Raw genomic sequence first — 19,211 nt, forward strand, 5'->3', positions numbered from 1 at the left:
AAGTGCTGCAGATACTTCAGTATAAGCATCCGTATTTTGCGTCGCATCTACTAAATCTTCTGCACCAACAAGCGGTAATTCACTAATTGCAGCTAAATGTTTTACAACTGCTTCAATATATTCTGGATCTGCATTTAAGCCTGTACCAACTGCAGTTGCTCCCATGTTCACTTCATATAAGTGTTGACGTGATTGCTGAATGCGTTTCATATCACGTTCAAGTACACGTGAGTACGCTTTAAATTCTTGTCCAAGGCGAATTGGCACAGCGTCTTGTAAATGTGTACGTCCCATTTTAATCACATGATCGAACTGTTCGGCTTTTAATTCAAATACATCATGCATATAACCCATCGTTTGTAATAAGCCTTCTAATGCATTTAACGTTGCGATATGAATCGCCGTTGGGAATGCATCATTTGTTGATTGGGCCATATTTACATGACTATTTGGACTAATATAGTGATAGTCTCCCTTTTCCATTCCTAATAATTCAAGAGCACGATTGGCAATGACTTCATTTGCATTCATGTTCATTGAAGTACCCGCTCCGCCTTGGATTGGATCTACGATGAAATGATCATGCCATTTTCCATCAAGAATTTCTTGAGCAGCTTCTGCGATCGCACCGCCCTTGTTTAATTCCAATCTTCCTACATCTGTATTCGCAAGCGCTGCAGCTTTTTTTACAATTGCGAACGCTCTAATTAAACTTTCATGAATTTTGTACCCTGTAATCGGGAAATTTTCAACAGCGCGTAAAGTCTGAATTCCGTAATATGCCTCAATAGGTAATTCCTTTCCTCCCAAAAAATCATTCTCCACTCGCACGTTCTTGTTTGTCATTGCCATTTTAATTTCTCCCCCATATTAAATGTAAAACCTAAATAAATCATATGAAGTCATTACCAATCCTTATCAGATTTTATTGTTAAATCGTAGGCTAAAGGCTCTTCAATAATTTTTTTAATCTCTTCTAATTTATTAGTTTTCCCAAGCGCCCACATCAATTTTGCTATGATGGCTTCCGTATTCATATCTCCAGACAATATTACTTGATGTTGTGCCACTTTCCGTCCTACTTCATAGAGAAGTATGTCTTCTCCTTCTTCCAGGCATTGAGTAGTAATCACTACAGCAATCCCCATTTCAGTCAACTCTTGAATTTTCGAAAGCAAGTTCCTTCCTTCAAAAGGTAATCCACCGTTTCCAAAACTTTCAATAATAATTCCTTTATACAAATCTTTTAAACAATCAAATATCTCTGGTTTTGTACCTGGATACAATTTCATAAGAAAAACATCCGTACATAAATTAGTATTTATTGAAAGTTCATTATGGGAGGACGTTGGCTTCCAATGATATTTCACTTCATCTTCATTTACCTCAGCAACATATGGATAATTCACACTTTCAAATGCATCATAACTTTTTGTTCGCATTTTAACTGCTCTCGTCCCAATAATCACCCTACTATCAAAAACAATAAACACACCGCCAACATCCTCACAGGCAAATCTAAGAGCATCAGCTACATTTTTCTTTGCATCTGTCTTTTTAAAACTAATAGGTACTTGTGAACCTGTTAAAACAACTGGTTTTCTTAAACCTTGCAGCATATAAGATAACGCGGAAGATGTATAAGCTAACGTATCCGTTCCATGTGTAATCACAAACCCGTCATAGTCATCATAGTGATTAAAAACAGCATTAGCTATTTCTTTCCAGTGCTCAGGTTGCATATTGGTACTATCAATATTCATTAAGATTTTGCAATCTATTTCTAAGTTTCGAGAAGACTTCGAAAAATAATTCAATAATTCCTCAGCAGACAATCCTGGAACAAGCCCCTCATTCCCCTCCACAGATGCAATTGTCCCACCAGTTGCAAGTAATAAAATTTTCTTCATACACAACCCCTCCATAAAATAAACAACGATATATCGTTCGCGTAATGCGTATTTATATTTATCATTATAGAACTTAATTTGAATTAATCAAGATTTTGTATTCAATACGCGTACTTTTTTTCTATTCTTGATTCTTTTTCTATGCTATAATTAATTTAATAAAATTAGATGGGGTATGAGACGAATGCTGGAACGTTTATCTAAATTAAGAAAAAATCAAAAATGGTCCTTACAAGAGACAGCAGATCGACTTGGGATTGCGAAAAGCACCTATGCTGGTTATGAAAATGGTTATAGATTACCTTCATTACAATCTTTATCTAAAATAGCCGATTTATTTGATACATCTGTAGATTATATATTAGGTCGAATTGAACATTCACATCAAAACAAAGATGTAATTGATATTACAAGACTCCTAAACGATCCAGATGCAACACTTTTAGTAGATGGAGAAGCACTGTCAACAGAAGAGATAATAGATTTTATTGCTTTTGTGAGAAGTAAACGAGAACTAAGTTCCAAGAGAATAGAAAATATTGAACCAACATGTAAAAGTTAATTCAATAAAAAACGAAGACACTGCACTCTTTAAACTTAGAAATACTTAGACAATTAATTTGTAAACGGTTTATATAATAGATTCTTAGCAGCTGGCCTCATTTGGGGACTTATACTTGGAAACAATCCCATTGGTTATATGATTCAATTATTTTTCATCATTTGTGTGGGGTAGCAGCTATTTTCGGAGATCTCACATCCAATAAATCAATTATCATGAAACAAGGACTTCTCGCTATTTTAGCGTTGCTTGCCCTTTTATCTGTCATATAGAACTAAAGCTTTTCAATAAAGGAACTCACTTTTGAAGAATACGCCATTCTTTCTGTAGATTTATAAGAAAGAATGGCGTTTTTGTATGTCTATTTCTGTATCGAGAGAATTTGAAAGTATAACAGAATTCAAACAAGAATTAGCAAAGTATATAAAGTACTATAATCATGAAAGAATCAAGGAAAAATAAAAGGGAATGAATCCGGTATTGTACTAGGCTCATTCCCTAGAGGCTACTTAACAAACCGACCTTTCTAACTTTCGGGGACACAGTCTAGTTGAAGTGCTACAAGCAACGAATTTACTATTTTAAAGTTAAGTGTTTAACCTTGAAGTATTTAATTCTTTTTTCCAGACAAAGCATACATTATATCTTGATGCTTTATTGTCCTCTTATAATTATGTGGTATCGGGAATTTGTTTCGTTGTTCTTTTATTATAATTATGATTACTATAAGTGATAAAGCTACAGGTATAAAAACGATTAACAAAGCATCTTAATGTTTATGAAATTCTTTGTTAATCGTTTCTCTTCTCCCTAATCTCCTGCGAGACTATATTTTTTATTAAAATTTCCCATATCTTATTTGATTTATTCTGTGACACCAGATTGGGTTACTTTTACATCAGCTGTTACACGAAAACGTAAATCTTTATAGGATTCTTCCCATTCTTGACTGTTCCATTTTCTTACGTGAGTTCTACCAAGCTTTCTAAGTCCTATAGGATCTGTGTCTTTTTTAATAAATCTCTTTATCAATGTAGTTGCTTTTTTTTCTATTTCTTTTTCCATAATTTTTTCTAATTTTTTTATTTCTTTAGGATTATCTAGATTTTTTGTTTTTGTAAATTCTTGAATTTCAGCTTTAACTTGAATATGAGCATTTACGAATGGATGCTTACTATTCCCCTCCATCTTATATTTTGTTCTAGCTTTTATATTCTCTATCGTAGCGTAAGTATTTGAAGAACCAGGTAGTTTGAATTGGTATGTACCTTGTTTAAAATTATCTGTCAACAATTTAAATACAAATAAATCTTTAGGGTTCACTTTATCAACCATTTTACATCTTTTAAAAAGTGCTATTCCATCTAACTCCAACACGTTACCTTTTTTAGATATTATCGGTAAATAGGAATCTCTCGCATCATCATTAAGTTGGTTTAAAAACATAAAAAAATTTGTTTTGGGCTGCGTTCCATTGTCCATATTTTGCTCCAGTAAAGAGGATAGATAGGAAGCAATTTCTTTTTCTTTAGAATAGTTCCCCTTTAATAGTGATTCCCCTTTTACATTTGTAATTGCTAAATAAATTGCATTTCCTACACTAGGATTTCGGTTCAAAGTCTCTAAAATTTCCTGCATTCCCTTTTCAATTATTTTTTCATTAAATATAATAACACGCAATTGCCCCAACTCTAGAGGTCCAGAAGATTTTTCGGATGCTCTTGCAAGAACTTCTCTACCAGTCTGGCCTGATGCTGAATAGATTTTTGTTTCACCTTCCCCGCCTCCTTTATAAGCTGAAATCGCAAAGGTTCCTTTTAGCTTACCTTCTGCTTCGGTATCATATGCCGCAACTTGAACTAAGTCAATGTCATCCACAATTTTCGTTTTAGCACAACCTATTAAGAAGACACTTAATATAAGGAAAAGTATCCATCGCTTCATGTTTATCTCCTTAACTTTATTTTGGCCGTTTGAATTAGCCATAGTACAGGTAGGTATACATATATATATACAAAGCCCATTTGACCTGTCCAAGTATTTAATAAGTTAATTTTATTACGATTATTCAAGAAAAATGATAAAACAAAGATGAATAGGATGATAACTGGCAAAACATATTTTTGCTTTATTCCCAGTGCCTCTTTTATACCACGACTTACTCCCCATAATGTAAAGGAAACATTGGGTAATATAAAAAAAGCCCAAACAGAAACAATAATGTATTCAAACCGCTCTATAAAGGGAAATTGTATAATTTTAATCATGCTTAAATATGCCCATATCGCACTCGCTAGTTGTTTTTCACTAAAAAATGCAAGAGTTAAAATCATAAGGTATGTGTAGACAATAGTCGTTACTAAATTTGCATAGTGCGCATATTTTTGAGACGTTTTTGCCTTTTTAATAAATGGGTAGTACAGCAATAACATTTCAAATCCAAAAAAACTAAACATATTTCCTTTCATTCCTTTCATAATTTCTAGGAATGAATGCTGTGCAATTGGAAATAAATTCTGGAAATCTGCATACTGCAAAGGATAAAAAAATGTGAAGATTAGAATGCTTGGGATAACGATTCCAAAGAAGCCGATTCCGGCAACTACACGAAATCCTCCAGTAACAATGTAATAACATAGACCCAAAAAAGCCCCTGCTATAACCCAAGATGAAATTGAAGGAAACATCCAAACATGTACTACTTCGATATAAGTATGTAGTGTTGTTGCACCTAACAATACAATATAGGATAAAAAAATGAAGTTGAGCAATCCACCAATCCATTTTCCAAGTACGTTTTGATTGATTGCAATGATGTCTCCATTACCCTGATTTAAAATCTGATATATGATCCAAATCATAACATTAACAGATATTCCAAAAAGTAGCGTGCTAATCCACGCATCATTTCCAACTAATTTTGCACTAATCCTTTCAAAACCAAGCATACCAACTCCCAACTGTATAGTAATAATTAAAAAAAATACCATATATGGCGAGACTTGATACTCAATTGGGATCTGTTTCATAATGCTCCTCCCTGTTAAATTCAATCATCAAAATCATTTCGTGATATGATTTTATTTTTCTCTACCTCTTCTGGATTAAAGCGAAAACGCTGTTTAGACCTTGAAAAAATAGGACGTCGAAACATCGCTGAGATTGGCATACGTATAATGCTGTCTTTCCAATCTGTAGGACGTGTAGGATAAAAAGGGAACAAATAAGGACGTCTTAATGATTCTGTACGTAATAAGCGTACTAAAAGGAAAGAACTTGTTAAAACAATTCCTAATAAGCCCAATAGGTGTGCAGATATTATAAAAGGAAAACGAATTACTCGAATTGTATTACCAATTCGATATATTGGTGCTGTAAATGAACTAAGAGCTGAAAGTGCAACAATGATAATAAGTACGTTACTTGTAAGACTTGCTTCTACCGATGCTTGTCCAATTACAATACCACCTACGATACCGACAGTTAAACCCACTTTAGTTGGTAAACGTGCCCCTGCTTCTCTCAGTAATTCAATCGTTATTTCTAAAAAAAGTGCTTCAATTAATGGAGGAAAAGGTACTTTACTTCTCGATATGATTAACGTTTCAAGAAGTTCTTTTGGGATAAGCTCGTAATGATATGTTAAGATCGAGACATATAATGGCGTCGTTAAGACAGAAAATATAAAAGCAAAAAGCCTTAATAGACGAAAAAAAGAGGCTATAATCCAAGGCATGGTGTAATCTTCTGTCGTAGAAAAAAAATCAATTAATGTTGTTGGAAGAGTGATGGCATAAGGCGAGCCATCTACAAAAAGTGCAATTTTCCCTTCTGCTAATACAGCTGCCACACGGTCCGGACGTTCTGTATTCAAAAATTGAGGGAATATAGAATTTGGGTTGTCTGCAATTAACTGCATCAAATAAGTACTATCCAAAACATGGTCTGTTTTTATTTGACTTACCCTTTTTATAATTTCTTGTAGATTTTGATCATTTACAATTCCCTCTATAAATACAATCGCAACAGTTGTGTTAGAGAGAGAGCCTACTTTCAATTCCTTCATTTGTAAATAAGGTGTTAGGAGTTTTCTACGTACTAAATTTAAATTTACATCTAAATCTTCGACAAATGCGATTTGCGGACCCACAATATTGTATTCAATTTCAGCTTTTGTAATATCCCTTTTTTCTTTCTTTGACACATTTACTAACAAACAATTTAGTTTATCTGTATCGAACTGAATAAGTATATAGCCATTTAAAATACTATCCTGAATATCTTCAATTTGATTTGTTATTTTTGAATTTTCAAAGGGTAAGACAGACCGAATATCTTGTAATGAATCGTAGCTCTTCTCTTTTATATAAGTTAAAACCTCTTCATGAAATATATTTACATCGATTAAGGTTCTAAAATATGAAATGACTATAGAGGATTTGTTTGAAGCGATCTCCAACGTTATAAAATCTTTAGATTTTTTTAGTAATTGCATTAATTCCTGCAAAGATTTTATAGAGTGAACAGGTACTTTTTCATGTGGTTTCAATTGATAATACCCTTCCTTTCAAAAAGAACCTATATATAGTTTTTAGAAATTTCTATTTTAAAAATGAGGGATATTTATATGTCAATATGCTCATTAAAAATAATGCCTTTTTAACTAACTTAACCAAAATTAGTTAAAAAATGTATTACAAGTAAAAATTTGAAATATCCCCAAGAAAAATTACAATATTAAAAACATCCTTTCTTTTGGTTCTAAAGAAAGGATGTTTTTATAACAGGCTTTTTCAAGTGTCTATTCTATAGGGTACATTTACCAGTGTTCTTCTCTTTATTATTTCATTAAGTAACATTAGCATTACATTTTGTATGGTTTCTTAAAAAATTTCAGTAAAAGAACATATTAATTTTGAAGTGTACAAATAGGGAGAGTGACTTCAACTGTAGTTCCCTTATTCACTTCACTCTCAATAAATACATTTCCCTGATGTGTTTCAATGATTTTATAACAGATCATTAACCCTAAGCCAATCCCCTCTTCTTTAATACTATAAAAAGGTTCTCCGAGGTATGGTATACGTTCTTTTGGAATGCCACACCCTTGATCGATAAAACGAATACTTAATTGATTATTATCAAGTATATTTAATTGAATGAGAATTTCTCCTCCCATCGGCATAGATTCAATTGCATTTTTTAATATATTAACAAATACTTGCTTTAATTGATTTCCTTCACATGAAATCAATGGAATACCAGGGTTAAGATCGATTTTAATTTTTATATTATTCATCATTGCTTGAGGTTGTAGTAGCATTAAAACTTGATCCATTAGCACACTAATGTTATTAGGTTGCATTTTTACCACCTGTGGTTTGGCTACCGCCATAAATTCAGTTGTAATGCTCTCTATACGCTCAATCTCTGATGATACTATATTAATATAACCCTGATTATTCTCACTTTCCGTTGATTTTAGTAATTGCATGAACCCTTTCATTGCAGTTAATGGATTATTAATCTCATGAGCCATTACAGTCGCTAATTGTCCTACAACAGCAAGTTTTTCAGATTTTCGTAATAATTCTTCTGTTTTTAGCCGTTCAGTGATATCACGAGAAATACTTAGGAAAACTTTTTTCCCATTTAAGTTAAAAACACGAACACTAAACTCAGTTGTTATTACTTTTCCTGTTGGAAAAACATATTCATCTTGCAAAGTGAAGGAAGTTTGTCCCTTTTTAATTTTTTCTAATAACCTTACGATCATTTGAGAATCTTGTGGTACTATATTTGAAAATGATAATGAGAGCAACTCTTCTCTACTATATCCAAACCTTCTACACCCAACAGGGTTTACCTCAATAAATCGACTTGGAGCATTTTCTTCATTCAGCTCTACTACATATACCGCATCAGTTGCTTGTTCGATTAGTGCACGGTACTTCATTTCACTATCTCTTAATTGCTGGTGTAATCGATGTCGTTCTCTTTCTGCTTGTTTTCTTTCAGAGATGTCTCTACATATTGCTGATAAAGCTATCACATTTCCTCTTACATCTAGTATAGGAGAAACTGTCAGACTAACATCAAGAAGACTCCCATCACTCCTTTGTCTAACGGTTTCTAATCTAGTAACCACAGATTCTCCTGTTAGAATTTTCTGAATATTTTTAAGCGATTCTTCCATTAAAAAATCTGGTACACAAGGTAATCTTTTACCTATGATTTCTTGTGATGACCACCCAAATATCTTTTCATAAGCTTTATTCGCTTGTAAAATATGCCCTTCTCGATCAGAAATGGTAATAGCATCTAGATTGTGCTTTATAAATGATTCCAATAATTCTTTGGTAGCGCTTAATTCTGATTCTACCTTTTTCCTTTCGGTTATATCAACTGTAGAACCAACAACTTCAATAACTTGTCCATTTCGTTTAATCGGCCTAAGCGCAATAAGAATAATAGTTTTATCATTTGGCCAAGGTAATTCAAATATAATTTCTTTTCCTTCCCATGCCTGAAGATAGTACTTCATCAATTGTGGAACTAAATGTGGAGGAACAATAGAAGCATCAATAGTACGTAAGCTTTTTCCTACCACCTGTTCAGAATAAAATCCGTTTTGATAATAAAACTGTCCATCACATAAAGTGTGTATAAAGTGCTTACCCACTTTTTTAAATTTAAAAATTCCTCCTTGAAGCTCATGTACGGTATCTGCAAGTTCTTGCTTCGATTTTTTTAATTCTCGATTCATTTTAGATAAGTCCTGTGTTAAATAATACAATCTCTGGTAGGCTTCCATAAGAAATAGCCCAATTAAAAGTCCTAACGCTATATATAATAAGCCTCCTGTGTAAAGTAATGTAGTATTAAATAATACGCCAACTAACCACTTTATTCCAATAAAAACAGAAAAATATAACGATGCACTTTTAAAAGGATGTAGTTTTTTAAAATAAGTTTTAAAGGTAGAAAATAGAATCCCCATACCTAAATAAGCAATCACAGGAGGTTCCCAGTACCCTCCTGTGTAAAAGATACGCATTACAATTATGCTAATTAACGTAATCCAACCAGCAATACGACCAAAGTAAATAAAAGATAGAATAAGAGGAACAACTCGAAGATCGTAGGAAAATCCCATGTATGGAAAAGAAAAGAACATTAACGTAACTGCAATAATCCCTCCATAGAGCTTTTCAAAATATCGACTAGAATTAATTGTAAACACTTGAATAAATATTGCTGCGCTAACTAATAAAGAAAAAATAGAAAGGTTGATGAAATAATCTTTAATAATCATGTAATGTCCCTCCTTGCATTAAGTGTATTCGACAAAAAAGCTAAAAATCCTACAAATTGTATAAACAGTTCAAATGCATAAATTTTAAACTAGGATAAAATCTAGAAAAGTAAATAAGGGGCACAGCAGATGAGATATTTTAATGAAAAATAGTTCAAAAAAGATAATAGTAACCGTTGACTACTATTATCTTTTTTCTTTAATTTATCGTAATATGTCTGAAACTCTAAGGGACGTGGTATGTCATTTCATCAAACAATGATTATATGCTGAGTGATGAATATAGAAATTTCAGCAGTCATTTTTGAAAAATAACATAAAAAACAAAACTATCTTTAAAAATGGAAAAAAACTATATAAATGTCAACTAATCTATGTACAAAAACGTTTACTTAATTTTGCATAAAATCACTCAACTTAGGAAGCTAAGTAGTTCTTCAAGGTCGATAAGAACACCTGTAGATGCTTCAGGATAACTACATAATTGTATGAGTAATGTACTTGAAACCTTTCGGTAAAACCATATACATAAGACAACTAACTCCTTTGTTCAATATTTACTTTTTCGCTGAACAAATTCTTTTTCTTGAGCAAAATATTCTAGGATATAAGGAGATTTTTCAATTAACTTGTTGTCTAGTTTATTGTCCAGCTCCAATTACTTCGTTACTTTCAGATTCAGTTCATTATATTTTGTACTTTGTCTTTATACACAACATATTCTTTACCATCCACTACTGCTACTACCGCAAATTCATCATTTGGATTGAATGAAAGCCAATCAGCCCACATGTTAGTATTAGCCCCTCCACTCCACATATTATGAACAGTGTTTTTAGTTAAATTCATAACTTTATAAGACGCATTTGGCGCATTTGTTCCAGTCTTTATTTCAAAAGTGTATGCGTTATGAATTTTTTTATAAAAGTAGAAAACGTTTGATGGACGAAGCTGATTCAAAAAATCCTGTTCTTTTTTCTCTGCAATTTTTATCCCTTCTTGCAAAGTGACAACATCTGTTTTTAATGTTTTCCAACTGTTTTTCGCTGCATTCAAGCTAGGGGTTAAGAATTTATATTTATTTTGATCAGCTTTTTGATCAGCTTTATCAATATGTCCCAGTACACCCGAATATTGAGAATCTAAATCCTCCCATTGCGTAGACATATAAGTAAGAGCAGTGATAGCACTATCAAGCATACTATGCATATCACTAATATTATGAAATGCAACTCCAACTACACGATTCAATGTTATTTTATAATCTACAGTCTGACGCAATTTTTCTAATTCAGGTTCTAGCCAACCTAACTTACCTCTTGCATCACCTATCATTATGCCACCAGCAATCAAGGTTGGAATAAAGGGGATTTTCACCATGTCTAAGCCCTTAGATTCTATGTCTTTCTGATATTTTACTTGTCCTAAAAGGTCCTCTAGACGCTTTTGGTCAGCCTCCACATCAGCACCTTGGTTTTTTAAAATCGATTGCAATGTCTCTTTATGACTTCCAAATGTTCTAACATCTTCTCCAATAGCATTTTTTAATTGAATTAATTCTTCTTTTAATGCTTTTGCAGACTTTTGATTTTGTTGAATTCCTCCCTGTAAATCTGTAATCCCTTTTTTTAAAGTATCTCCATTTCCAGTATTGATCGCCTCTACTAATGTTTCATAATAATTTTCAAATTTTGTATCGTATTCTATAATGCCTGTCAATGTATCAAAAAGCTGTTTTTTTACTTGTGTATTCCATGTAACAGCATGTGCTCTTGCATTCTTTTGATCTTGTACAATTTTACTAGGTAAATCTGCATTTCCATTAATAGTTATTCCTTCAAAACTCACATCTGGATTATTAATTAGCAAATAAGAATATTCATTCATAGCTTTTGCAAATAAACCAGCATCTTGCAAAGCTTTTTTCATCTGTTCTTCATTTGCTGAAAGAGACATATTTTCAGTGTTCGTTTGTTCAATTTCAATTGCAAAAGTTTCTAGTGGTATGACTGCATAAGTAGTTGTTATAGTTAAAAATGCTGATACAGCGAGTAGTTTATGAGGGATTTTTTTCATCATTTCGTATTCCTCCTATATAAGGTATGGTTTCAAGTTCTAATCTTATTAAAAAGCGATGTCTTTCAAAATGAGTTCTACATCTTTTATCAGTATCGTTTGAACTTTCTTTAGCAGCCTTCAAATCATTAAGTATTAAAGAAAATGTATATAATCTGCTTCAAATTAACCGATTCTGTTGCAAATTTTAAAAAAGCAATTAAACTACAAGGTTATTTTTTATTCGAATCATACTTATATATAATTGAAAGGCGAAGTCTTTAATGAGACTCCGCCTTTCTGTTATATAAGGATTTATTAATTATTACTTTTCTGTTTAACAGTGTAATCATAGACTTTCTATGTTTTAGTTCACTTTACAACAGAATTAATATTTCCCTATTTTTGTGGAGTAACAGTTTCCACTTTTAATTCCTTTATTCCTTCTTTTAATGTAACAGCATCTGTTCGTAATGTTTTCCAACTGTCTTTCGCTGCATTTAAATTAGGTTTTAAGAATTTAAATTTATTTTGATCGGCTTTTTGAGCTGCATTCTCAATATGCCCTAGAACGCCCGAATATTGAGAATCTAAATCATGCCACTGCGTGGACATATAAGTAAGAGCGTTAATAGCATCATCAAGCGCCTTGTGCATTTCATTAATATTACTGTAAGCAACTCCAACTACACGATTTAAGGTTACTTTATAATCCACGGTCTGACGTAATTCTGCTAATAAAGGCTCTAACTTACCTAAATTATCCCTTGCTACTCCCACTATGATACCGCCAATTATTGGTAGACCCAAAATAGCACCCTTCATTACATTAAACCCATCAGATTCTAATTGTTTATAATAGTTTACTGATCCTAATACTTCTTCTAGACGCTTTTGATCGGCATCAACATCTGCACCTTGATTTTTTAAAATTGACTGCAAGAGCTCTTTATTACTTCCAAATGCTCTAACATCGTGTCCAATAGAGTCTCTTAATTTAGTTAATTCTTCTATTAGTTGTTGTGCATACTTTTGATTTTGTTGAATTTCACCTCGTAAATCTGTAATCCCTTCTTTTAAAGTTTCTCCATCCCCTGTATTAATCGCCTCTATCATTGTTTCATAATAATTATCAAATGTTGTATCGTATTCAACAATACCATTCAATGTATCTAAAAGCTGTTTTTTTACTTTCGTATCCCAAGTAACGGCATGTGCCCTTGCATTCTTTTGATCTTGTACGATTCTACCAGGTAAATCTACATATCCATTAATGGTAATTCCCTCAAAATTCACATCAGGATTCTTAATTAACATATAAGAATAGGCATTCATAGATTTTGCAAATAATCCAGCCTTTTGCAAGGTCTCTTTCATTCTCGCTTCATTTGCAGAAAGAGCCGTATCTCCATTATTCGTTTGTTCAATTTCACTTGCAAAAGTTGTTACTGGTGAAACTACATTAGCAGTTGTAATAGTTAATAGCGTCGATACAGCGAGTAATTTGTAAGGGATTTTTTTTATCATTTCATTTTCCTCCAATTTAGGTTTTAAATTTCAGTTCTACTCCTGTTTAAAAGCAATATCTTTTGAAATGAATTCTGCATCTTTATGAATATCATTCCAACTTTCTTTAGCGGCTTTTAAATCATCTGGTATTAAAGAGAATTTGTGGTCTTGCATAGAATCGATATTATCCAATAAATCTGTATAATTTGCACCCATTGTATTCCATTGCTTTTGAATATTTGTTAGAGACAATATCGCTTGATCTACAGTCTGATATAGATATGCCAATGTTTCTTTCGCGTTAGTAAGCGAAAGAACTGCTTGATTAGCACGATCTGCTTTCATACTTAATTCTCCGATTTTGTTAGAAATTTCATTATAGGAGTCCATATGCTTAGATGCTGTGACACCAGCCGCTGTTCCTAGACCGATACCAGCTGCACCAAGAGCCGAGAGTCCACCAACAACAGCCGGTGTTGCTGTACCGCCAGTTACAACAATAACTACCGCTCCTCCAATAGCTGCAATAACTAAAATAGCTGCTCCCAATCCACCACCAATTGACCATGCTAATACATCATCAAAATGTTTTTTCTGAGTAGAACGAAGTTGCTCAATTTCAGCTTGAAGTTGTGGAATCGTTGCCTGTTGACCTGCTAATATTGCAGTTAATCCACCTTTCCCATCCGGACCACCAACATTATTTTTAAAATCTGTAGAATTTTGATATAGTTTCCCTTTGAAGTCTTGTAGCATCTTAATCACATCTGTAACTTCTTTTGAATTTGTATTGATTGTAGTAATTAAATCATTTATACCCTCTTTTAGACCTGCCTTATCTTTCTTTTGTACAGTTTCTACTAATGTGTCGTAATAATTTTGAAATTGTTCATCGTAATTTACAATATTACGAGCAGTTTTTTGAATCTGTGGCTTCGCTGTATCTAACCAGTAATTCGCATTGATTCGTGACAGCTCTTGATTAAGGTGAATATTTTTGAGCAACTCTCCCCCCTCTGAGCCTAAATCGATATTAGATAAATTTACATTTGGTTGCTTAATCATTGTTTTTGCGTATAAATCCATTACTAGAATATGAGACCCTGTTTCAGCTAATGCTTTCTTCAGTCCTTCGGGGCCTAATGCATAATTGCCTACTTTTTGTTCTTGAGCGGTCGTTTCTTGTGCAAATGCATGAATAGTGTTACCGGTAGTAGCAGTTATAACTGTTGCTAATGTAGCTAAAGTTAATACTTTGAATGGAAATTTTTTCATGACTATTCTCCTTCTTTCGCTAAATGCTTATAATCTTTATGAATTACCAAAAAACGCAATATTAAAATTTATATACTTGTTCTTCAAGGTAACTTATTACATTTTTTAATTGTCTTAATGTATCTTTTTGAGACTGCTCGTTAGTTGTATCAACATTAGTGGATAATTTTGTAATACTATTTTTTATTAGATTTAAATCTTCTTTATAGCGCTTTAGTAGATCCAGTTCTACATCTACTTGATTTGCAAACGTATGCAAATCATTTTGTGTAAGAAGAAGCATTGATTTTTGTAAATCAGCTATTGATAATTTCGTTGTTAAATCATATATTTTTTGATTTTGTTTCTCTAAATCATCTAAATATGCTCGCTGTTCTGCTGTTAATTTATTTACTTCAGCAAAAACGCCAAATGTTTTCTTAATCTTTTCGGTATCAATGACCTTCATCAGGTCATACTCTTGTGTTTTTGCTGCGGCTGCGGCTGCTATTTCACCTTGTTTGCTTTTCTCAATTGCTTCACGAGCTGCTTTTTTTGCTGCTTCAATCTCTAGAGCAGTTTTACCTTGTTCTGTCGCTTCTTGCGCCGCTTTTTTCTCCGCTTCTAAAATAGAGTTGTTAATTTCTTTTCCTTTGTTATACGCTGCCACCCCTGCTTGAGCAGCCGGTTCAATAATTTCTTTTGAAAGACTATAAACTTCTTTGAATATAGCAAATCCCTGTTCATTTAAAGCCCCTGGTATTAATGCAATTTGCTGTAAATCATTTTGAATTGCTTTTTTGGTATTTAATATTTCATTTTTTAACTGATCTATTTTTCCTGTTCCATCTGTACTTAGTATGCCTTGCGCAGTTGCCACATTAGTATCAAAATCTTTTAATTTTTTATCAAGCTGTAATTTAAGATCTGTTAATTCATTGATTTGTCGTTGCGCATTTTCTTGATTCGTCATAGCCATTTCTTGAAGTACTTCAAGTCTATCCGAAAACCCTTCTCTATCTTCTTTATTGTCTACAAACGATTTTAATGTCGGGTAATAACTATTAAATTTTGTTACAAATCCTTTACTTTTTGAATTTAATAGAATTAACTGTGGATAGAGTTCCGATGACCATTCCTTCATATCTTGTTTGATTAGGAATTGATTGGTATTTAAAGCTGGGACTTCCTCTAGCTGTACATTAGGACTCATTAAAGATTGATCAATATACGTTTGGACTAATTTAGAATGCGCACCTAATTTTCGTAATGATGAAGAAATATCCATGTTTTCTTGTTGAGTTTCTGCTTGAACGATTGGTGTTGCGAGAGTATTGATAGGAATAGTTGCTCCAGTTACAATGGATGTTATTAAAAATCCTGTCATTATTTTAGTTTTCATTCCGTACACTCCTTTACCATTGTTTTTATAACTTAATTCATATAACTTGTACGACCGCTCTCTTTGTAAACTGGATAAGAAGGAGAAATCTTTCAGATACGTTAATATCGTTGTTTTTTACTTCTAATAGGATATAAGGATTTTATTTATCTCTCATTTCGATACTCTATTTTTTAAAATATAAATAACAAAAATTTATTAACTATATTTGAATCAGGCACCTTATGAGTAGTAAATTATTAATTCTTTCCTAAAGTTGCGGTTTAACTTACAGAATCGTGAGGATCAATAAACCAATGCTTACAGTTAATCTTGTCATAACATTGTTTAATTTCAATTTGATAATATCCCTCTTAGTTTTGTCAGCAAACTCCTTACTAGACAACAAAAGATGAAATTATACTGTACATTGCTTATACTTTTATTGCGGAATAACTTCACTTTTGTTACGCAGAAACTTAGAACACGTTTATTACCAATTTGATTCTTGACCTCTTGTAAATGAATTGACTATTTAGAAAATTATTAAAGACATAATTTTACTTACAACTTCACTATAATTCCTATTAGCGTAACCTTCTCCTTTCTGTCTGGTCATACCAGTTATGTTGTTCATTAAAACATTAAATTTTTAATGCGTAAATAGAAAAATTTTGTCGATTAAGCTCGATAATTTACTGTTAAATAAAAATATGAACCGAAAAAAATTATATAAATATAGTTATTCGTAAATTTCATTTCTGTAATTGGAATGATTACAAATTAATGTGTATACGGTTAAAAATAACTATTTTAGCTCAACCAAGAAATTTTATTTTAGAAAAAATACTTATAGAATAATATAATAGGTCTTTTTATACTTTTTTACCTTTATTTAGTTATGTATAATTGCATAAAATGTAGATATATTTAGTAATATATGTTATATTATTGATTTTTCACAAAAATCCTAATATCATTATTAATAAATATCCAGTATGAAGATATTAGTCTATAAACTTATCTTCGTTATAAACATAGGTTTTAAATTACAAAAAAGCTACAAAGCTTCCTTGGAACACTTTGCAGCCTTCTGTCTTTTTATTTCCTTTAGCAAAATAACGGTTAGTGTATTTTTTCAAATTAACAATATGGTACAAAGATTTCCATTGAGCTTTTGCTCACATATGTGTTTATAAAGTCTTCAAGAGCTATTTGTTTGAGCTGACATCAGACTAGTTTATCTGATTCAGAACTATACCGATAAAGTGCAACTTTAATCAGTGGGGGTTTTGTTCATCCCCACTGATTATTAGCCCACACCAATCGGGCTTTTACGGGCAGCCCGCCCCCCACCTAACTTCTTTGCTTTCGCTGAATTTTTAGATGGAGGTCTTACTGCCCGGCAAATAGCGGGATAAATTCAGCACATGATTGTTATTTAAAAAATAGATATACTTTGTTTCTCCATTATTTTTCTAACTCCTAAAAATTGAAACTGTTCCGCTAACAAGATAATATCTGGTTAATCTCATACGTCTATTTGAATACAAGTTCTTTTTCTAGACAAATCACAAACTCTTTCTAGAGTAATAAGTCCAGTATTTTCATCTTTTGGGATACTTACACCCATGTTTAAGTCTTTACATTGGAGACAGCAAATAACAAGCTTATATTATTGTATATTTTTCACGGTACTGCCTAGGAGTCATGCTAGTGATTTTTTTGAAAACTCTTATAAAATAACTTTGGTCATTAAAGTTAAGCCAAGCACAGATATCTGATAACGAATAAGTAGTGAGGGTTAATAATTTCTTTGCTTCTTCCACTCGTTCCCTTTGAATATATTCGCTTAAAGTAATTCCCATTTCTTTTTTAAATAGTTTAGACAGATAAGTAGGCGTAATTTCTAAATGATTAGCAAGTTCATTCAGAGATATTCCATCGTAAACATTTTTATTAATATGTTTTATACATGTAGTAACCGCGTAAGAATACTTTTTTGCATTGTATTCTTTCACACGATCTGCAAAGGTACGTAAAGCGTCCCCTGATAATCGCTTTACAGATTCTACATTATCTAATTGTTCTAGGGTTTGTATATATAAAATACTATGGGCAAAAGCAATATCTGGTGGCAGATTTCCTTCTATTGCATATCGAGTGGCTAAGGTAATCGCAATAATTCCAAGGTTTTTTTGATTCCTGAGCGGATCCTCTACTAGCATAAGTTCAACATCTTCTTGCGAAACCGCATACATATACTGTATTAACTTTTTTTTATTTCCTTCTTTGATAGTCGAAAAGAAATCATTTACTAATGCCATATTGTGCGTTTTAGGTTTATTTTGTCGACGTTTTAAAATATATAAATCAGGTTTCACATTTTTATTAGGAGTTTCCTCTAGTACTTTATTTTTTTCCAAGACAATATCTACATCTAACTTTTCATTGAAAATCATGTAATGTAATAAAATTCCCATATCAATTAATGTAGTTTTTTTAATCTCAGATAAACACTGATAATAGGCAAGTCTTTCTTGAATGTTATCATTTGATTTAAATTCTTTCTGAAATTTTATGATCATATCATCTGAATCTTTTGAATGTATAGTAGGACCGATTATAATAGTCCCTTTAATATCATCATGATTTTCTATATGAATTAGAACAAAATTTTCAAGATAGTTGTTGCTTCGAAAAAGTGGCAAGTTACAGGGATCGTTTTCTTGATAAATATCACTAAGATGTTCTTCTTTTGAAGAATAAAAAGGACTACAAACATTATCAGATGTAGAATGATATAAAATTTTTCTGTCTGCAGATAAAATATGTACAGGGGCATTAAATGCTTTATGTGCAAGATCACACAAGTGTTGTATATCGATAGAAGTATTCATTACATTCTCCTTTATAGATCCATAAAATATATTTTGTTATATATAATTCACGACAAATAATACTATAAAATATCAAATTAGTACAATTCACAACAAAATATTACTATATCTTTTTTATAAAAATCATATATTATTTAATTGTAGTTAGCATCTAAATAGCAGAGTAGATACGTAAAGGAAATACACTAAGTTCTTTTCTTAATTCTACAAAATATAATTATTGAACTTGAGAAAACAGTGAAGTACTTCAAAATACAGTGGTAGTCAATGCGAGGACCAAGCTGGAAAAAGATTTAAAATAAAGCGAAAGTAACAGGAGATACTG

Annotated in this window: 12 protein-coding genes and 4 pseudogenes; 3 read left to right on the plus strand and 13 right to left on the minus strand. The window is 32.0% G+C overall.

Annotation, left to right across the window (positions count from 1 at the left end; translation table 11 throughout):
* Positions 1–852 (minus strand): lyase family protein (locus tag HFD78_RS23260; protein ID WP_001251921.1); only part of this gene is annotated, 852 nt, incomplete at its 3' end.
* A 53-nt stretch (positions 853–905) separates the two neighbouring features.
* Positions 906–1,910: an asparaginase gene (gene ansA / locus HFD78_RS23265; protein ID WP_000722299.1), complete on the minus strand. Its 1,005-nt coding sequence runs from the start codon at positions 1,908–1,910 to the stop codon at positions 906–908.
* Between the two features lie 184 nt (positions 1,911–2,094).
* Between ansA and ansR the strand changes: the two genes are divergently transcribed.
* From ansR to HFD78_RS23280, 3 genes and pseudogenes are all read left to right on the plus strand, one after another.
* The gene (gene ansR / locus HFD78_RS23270) at positions 2,095–2,472 is read left to right on the plus strand and encodes an HTH-type transcriptional regulator AnsR (protein ID WP_000893567.1); all 378 of its coding nucleotides are present in this window, start codon (positions 2,095–2,097) and stop codon (positions 2,470–2,472) included.
* 66 nt (positions 2,473–2,538) lie between these two features.
* Positions 2,539–2,744, plus strand: a pseudogene (locus tag HFD78_RS29625) (DUF1304 domain-containing protein); the annotation flags it as partial.
* 103 nt (positions 2,745–2,847) lie between these two features.
* Positions 2,848–2,934: pseudogene (locus tag HFD78_RS23280) on the plus strand (IS3 family transposase); the annotation flags it as partial.
* Positions 2,935–3,059: 125 nt separating this feature from the next.
* On the opposite strand, the pseudogene HFD78_RS23285 reads toward HFD78_RS23280, so the two are convergent.
* From HFD78_RS23285 to HFD78_RS23330, 11 genes and pseudogenes are all read right to left on the minus strand, one after another.
* Positions 3,060–3,190: pseudogene (locus HFD78_RS23285) on the minus strand (excinuclease ABC subunit C); the annotation flags it as partial.
* Positions 3,191–3,336: 146 nt separating this feature from the next.
* The gene (locus HFD78_RS23290; protein ID WP_000832860.1) at positions 3,337–4,416 is read right to left on the minus strand and encodes a Ger(x)C family spore germination protein; all 1,080 of its coding nucleotides are present in this window, start codon (positions 4,414–4,416) and stop codon (positions 3,337–3,339) included.
* A gap of 2 nt (positions 4,417–4,418) precedes the next feature.
* Positions 4,419–5,501 (minus strand): GerAB/ArcD/ProY family transporter, encoded by a 1,083-nt coding sequence (locus HFD78_RS23295; protein WP_000809694.1) that lies wholly within the window; start codon positions 5,499–5,501, stop codon positions 4,419–4,421.
* 20 nt (positions 5,502–5,521) lie between these two features.
* On the minus strand, positions 5,522–7,021 hold the full coding sequence (locus HFD78_RS23300; RefSeq protein WP_000802299.1) for a spore germination protein: 1,500 nt from the start codon (positions 7,019–7,021) through the stop codon (positions 5,522–5,524).
* 360 nt (positions 7,022–7,381) lie between these two features.
* Entirely contained in the window at positions 7,382–9,787 is a 2,406-nt protein-coding gene (locus HFD78_RS23305; protein ID WP_000584305.1) for a PAS domain S-box protein, read from the minus strand.
* 430 nt (positions 9,788–10,217) lie between these two features.
* Positions 10,218–10,445 (minus strand): annotated as a pseudogene (locus HFD78_RS29630) (hypothetical protein); the annotation flags it as partial.
* 20 nt (positions 10,446–10,465) lie between these two features.
* A complete protein-coding gene (gene hblB / locus HFD78_RS23310; protein WP_097863152.1) occupies positions 10,466–11,866 on the minus strand; it encodes a hemolysin BL regulatory component HblB in 1,401 nt (466 codons plus the stop codon).
* A 375-nt stretch (positions 11,867–12,241) separates the two neighbouring features.
* The gene (hblA, locus tag HFD78_RS23315) at positions 12,242–13,369 is read right to left on the minus strand and encodes a hemolysin BL binding component B (RefSeq protein ID WP_000591969.1); all 1,128 of its coding nucleotides are present in this window, start codon (positions 13,367–13,369) and stop codon (positions 12,242–12,244) included.
* 36 nt (positions 13,370–13,405) lie between these two features.
* Positions 13,406–14,626, minus strand: a complete 1,221-nt coding sequence (hblD, locus tag HFD78_RS23320; protein ID WP_000714435.1) for a hemolytic enterotoxin HBL lytic component L1 — start codon at positions 14,624–14,626, stop codon at positions 13,406–13,408.
* A gap of 61 nt (positions 14,627–14,687) precedes the next feature.
* A complete protein-coding gene (hblC, locus tag HFD78_RS23325; protein WP_000850227.1) occupies positions 14,688–16,007 on the minus strand; it encodes a hemolytic enterotoxin HBL lytic component L2 in 1,320 nt (439 codons plus the stop codon).
* Positions 16,008–17,656: 1,649 nt separating this feature from the next.
* Positions 17,657–18,886, minus strand: coding sequence for a helix-turn-helix domain-containing protein (locus HFD78_RS23330; protein ID WP_001097905.1), 1,230 nt, complete (start codon positions 18,884–18,886; stop codon positions 17,657–17,659).
* Positions 18,887–19,211 lie beyond the last annotated feature (325 nt).

Origin of the sequence: Bacillus sp. EKM501B (genome assembly GCF_011800505.1) — a bacterium.
GTDB classification, from domain to species: domain Bacteria; phylum Bacillota; class Bacilli; order Bacillales; family Bacillaceae_G; genus Bacillus_A; species Bacillus_A cereus.

Coding starts and splice junctions, on each gene's coding strand:
- HFD78_RS23330 (WP_001097905.1), bottom strand. CDS start 18,886: ATGAATACTTCTATCGATATACAACACTTGTGTGATCTTGCACATAAA.
- hblD (WP_000714435.1), bottom strand. CDS start 14,626: ATGAAAAAATTTCCATTCAAAGTATTAACTTTAGCTACATTAGCAACA.
- ansR (WP_000893567.1), top strand. CDS start 2,095: ATGCTGGAACGTTTATCTAAATTAAGAAAAAATCAAAAATGGTCCTTA.
- ansA (WP_000722299.1), bottom strand. CDS start 1,910: ATGAAGAAAATTTTATTACTTGCAACTGGTGGGACAATTGCATCTGTG.
- HFD78_RS23295 (WP_000809694.1), bottom strand. CDS start 5,501: ATGAAACAGATCCCAATTGAGTATCAAGTCTCGCCATATATGGTATTT.
- HFD78_RS23290 (WP_000832860.1), bottom strand. CDS start 4,416: ATGAAGCGATGGATACTTTTCCTTATATTAAGTGTCTTCTTAATAGGT.
- HFD78_RS23305 (WP_000584305.1), bottom strand. CDS start 9,787: ATGATTATTAAAGATTATTTCATCAACCTTTCTATTTTTTCTTTATTA.
- hblB (WP_097863152.1), bottom strand. CDS start 11,866: ATGATGAAAAAAATCCCTCATAAACTACTCGCTGTATCAGCATTTTTA.
- hblC (WP_000850227.1), bottom strand. CDS start 16,007: ATGAAAACTAAAATAATGACAGGATTTTTAATAACATCCATTGTAACT.
- hblA (WP_000591969.1), bottom strand. CDS start 13,369: ATGATAAAAAAAATCCCTTACAAATTACTCGCTGTATCGACGCTATTA.